Source organism: Protofrankia sp. CiP1_Cm_nod3 (assembly GCF_982290655.1).
Genome location: NZ_CEVIVD010000212.1, coordinates 3,866 through 6,228, shown reverse-complemented (window position 1 = coordinate 6,228; position 2,363 = coordinate 3,866). Strand labels below are relative to the sequence as shown.

4 protein-coding genes are annotated in these 2,363 nt (G+C 69.8%); all 4 read right to left on the bottom strand.

Annotated features, from left to right (window positions below):
- On the bottom strand, window positions 1-1,300 hold a 1,300-nt coding region (locus AC5LUJ_RS22895), incomplete at its 3' end, for a toll/interleukin-1 receptor domain-containing protein (RefSeq protein ID WP_493465736.1).
- Window positions 1,301-1,345: 45 nt separating this feature from the next.
- Complete coding sequence (locus AC5LUJ_RS22890) at window positions 1,346-1,723, bottom strand: hypothetical protein (protein ID WP_493465735.1); 378 nt, start codon at window positions 1,721-1,723, stop codon at window positions 1,346-1,348.
- 122 nt (window positions 1,724-1,845) lie between these two features.
- The gene (locus AC5LUJ_RS22885; RefSeq protein ID WP_493465737.1) at window positions 1,846-2,076 is read right to left on the bottom strand and encodes a C40 family peptidase; all 231 of its coding nucleotides are present in this window, start codon (window positions 2,074-2,076) and stop codon (window positions 1,846-1,848) included.
- On the bottom strand, window positions 2,048-2,363 hold a 316-nt coding region (locus tag AC5LUJ_RS22880), incomplete at its 5' end, for an NlpC/P60 family protein (protein ID WP_493465734.1). The genes AC5LUJ_RS22880 and AC5LUJ_RS22885, both read right to left, overlap by 29 nt.

Below are 2,363 nucleotides of genomic sequence, written 5' to 3'. Positions count from 1 at the left end.
GGGCTGCCGCGGCGGGCTGGTCGGCGGTGAGCTGGGCGTGGGCAGCGGAGACAGTGGCGGCCAGGCCGGGATGGTGAAGTGTGTCGTCGGCGAGGAGGATCTGGGGCTGGGCGGCGAGCAGCGCCAGGTAGTCGTCGACGGTCATCAAGGTGGCGGCAAGGAATGCCCCGGCCTGGTCCACGGCCAGTGGCAGATTTCCGAGCGCTTCCGCGAGCCGGCCGGCGGCGTTCCCGTCGAGACCAGGTACGTGGCGGCGTAGCAGGGTGAGGGTTTCAGTGGGGGTGAACTCGCTGATTTCGACGAGCTGCGCGCCGATCCGGTAGAGGGCTGGGGCGCGGCCGGTCACGATCAGTCGGCCCGACAAAGGTGGCACCACAGGCGCGAGCGAGGCCGGGTCGGCGGCGTTGTCGTAGACCAGCAGCCACCCCTCTCGGCGGCCGAGCTCGGCGAGTGCCGCCGCGGCTCGCTCGGACAGGTCGCCGGAGCCGACACCAAGGGCTGCGGCGAGGGCGGCGAGCCCCGCGGTCAGCGTCGTCGGGGTCTCAGCGTCGACCCACCAGACCAGCGGATAGCGGTCGGCGTGCCGCCAGACATACTCGACCACCAGCTGGGTCTTCCCGACCCCGCCCTGGCCCTGCAAAGCCGAGACCGCGACACGGCCGGCCTTACCCGTCAGCTGTGCGTGCAGCAGGTCGAGGAGCTGCTCGCGGCCAGTGAAGAACAGGTTCCGAGCCGGTACCGGTCCCCACACGTCCGGTAGCCGGCCGGGGAAGACCACCCGCGACCGGGCCGGCGTCGCCGCGGGCATAGGCTCTTCGCGTCCCGGGAACGGCGTCGCCGTGCCGGGCGGTGGATGGGCCGGCCCGGCCAGCCCGGCCAGCAGCCTGGCGCGGGCCTCCGCCTCGTCCAGTCCGACGAGTTCGATGCGCAGCAGCGGTTCCAGCAGCAGCGGGTACTCGTCCGCGGCGCAGGGGCGGACGAGTACTGGCACTAGGAATCCAGCGTCCTTGGTCTGACGGGCGAACGCAGCCTCCAGCTCCGCGCTGCTCCAGGCGCGGGCGAAGTAGTCCGGGCTCGCGAGCGCGAGTACTCGCCGGGCCCGACGCAGCGCTTGGTCCATGGCCGCGATGAAGCGCGTGCCCGCCGTCCAGTCCCACACGTCTAGCTCGACGCTGTAGCCGGCGTCCTGCACCGTCGCTGCGACCCATTCCGCCCAGCCGGTATCCGGGCCGGCATGCGAGACGAAAAAGTCAACCCGACCAGTCGGACCCGCCGCCGGGCCCACCAAGGCCGTGCTCATAACCGAACAGTCTGCCAGAACAGCGATGTGGCGTCGCTGAACGGGTCAGACAGCAGACAGGACGCGAGAAGGTAGCCTCGACCCCGAGGACGCCTGTGCACTCGGATACGCCACCGCCGAAACCAGCTCGGAAGTGAACGTCTCCACCTCGCTCGGGCTCCACTTCCACGGGTACTGGTTCGTGAACGCCGCGAACCGGCGCACGAGATCGAGCCGCGACCGGATCGTGGCCGGCCGCAGAAACCGGCTCTGTCGCTGACGCGACCAGCCTTCCAACATCGCCCCGAACACCGCCGCCGCGGGATCGAAATGCGCAACCGTCACGTCCAGCACAAGGTGCGCAGCACCTGACAGATCGACACGCTGCCCCACGGCAGCCCCCTGTTGCATCCGATGCATCATCGTTGCATCGAACATCGGCATCCGCGTTTAGCCGACGGAGGGCGGCGTGTCGCGATAGGCTCGAACTTGGGAAGCCTTGAACGCCCAGTTTCGTCGCTTATCGGCGCTCGCCAGATGTTGCATCTGGTTCGAATAAAGCTCACTTAGCCCGGTCTCGTCGCACCGGCATAGTCGTCTCCCGGCCATCGCGCCGATGAGATCCGTACGGTTTTTCCACGGCCTGGCGCTGTCACGATTGTCCCGCCGCCGAGATAGAGGGCGACGTGGTGGATGGCGGTTCGGGTGCCGTAGAAGAGCAGGTCGCCGGGGGCGAGGGGGACGTCGGCGGGGAGGCGCGGGCCGGCGTCATATTGGGTCTGGGCGGTCCGTGGGATCCGGACCCCGGCGGCGGCCCAGGCCAGCCTGCGTCAGCCCGGAACAGTCGAAGCCTTCCCCGTACGCGGGCCCGTTGCCACCCCACTCGTAGGGCAGGCCGAGTTGGGCGGTGGCGTAGTCGACGGCGACCAGGGCGGCGGTCGACGGCGCCGTGTCTTCCGCACCCGCTCCACCCGTGCTGCCGGTCCCTGTCTCGGGGGCGGTGTAGGTGGTGGCGATCGTGAGGACCCGCGCCACGTAGGCGTCGTCGTGGTTGTAGGCCCTATGCCGACGTCGGCATAGGGCC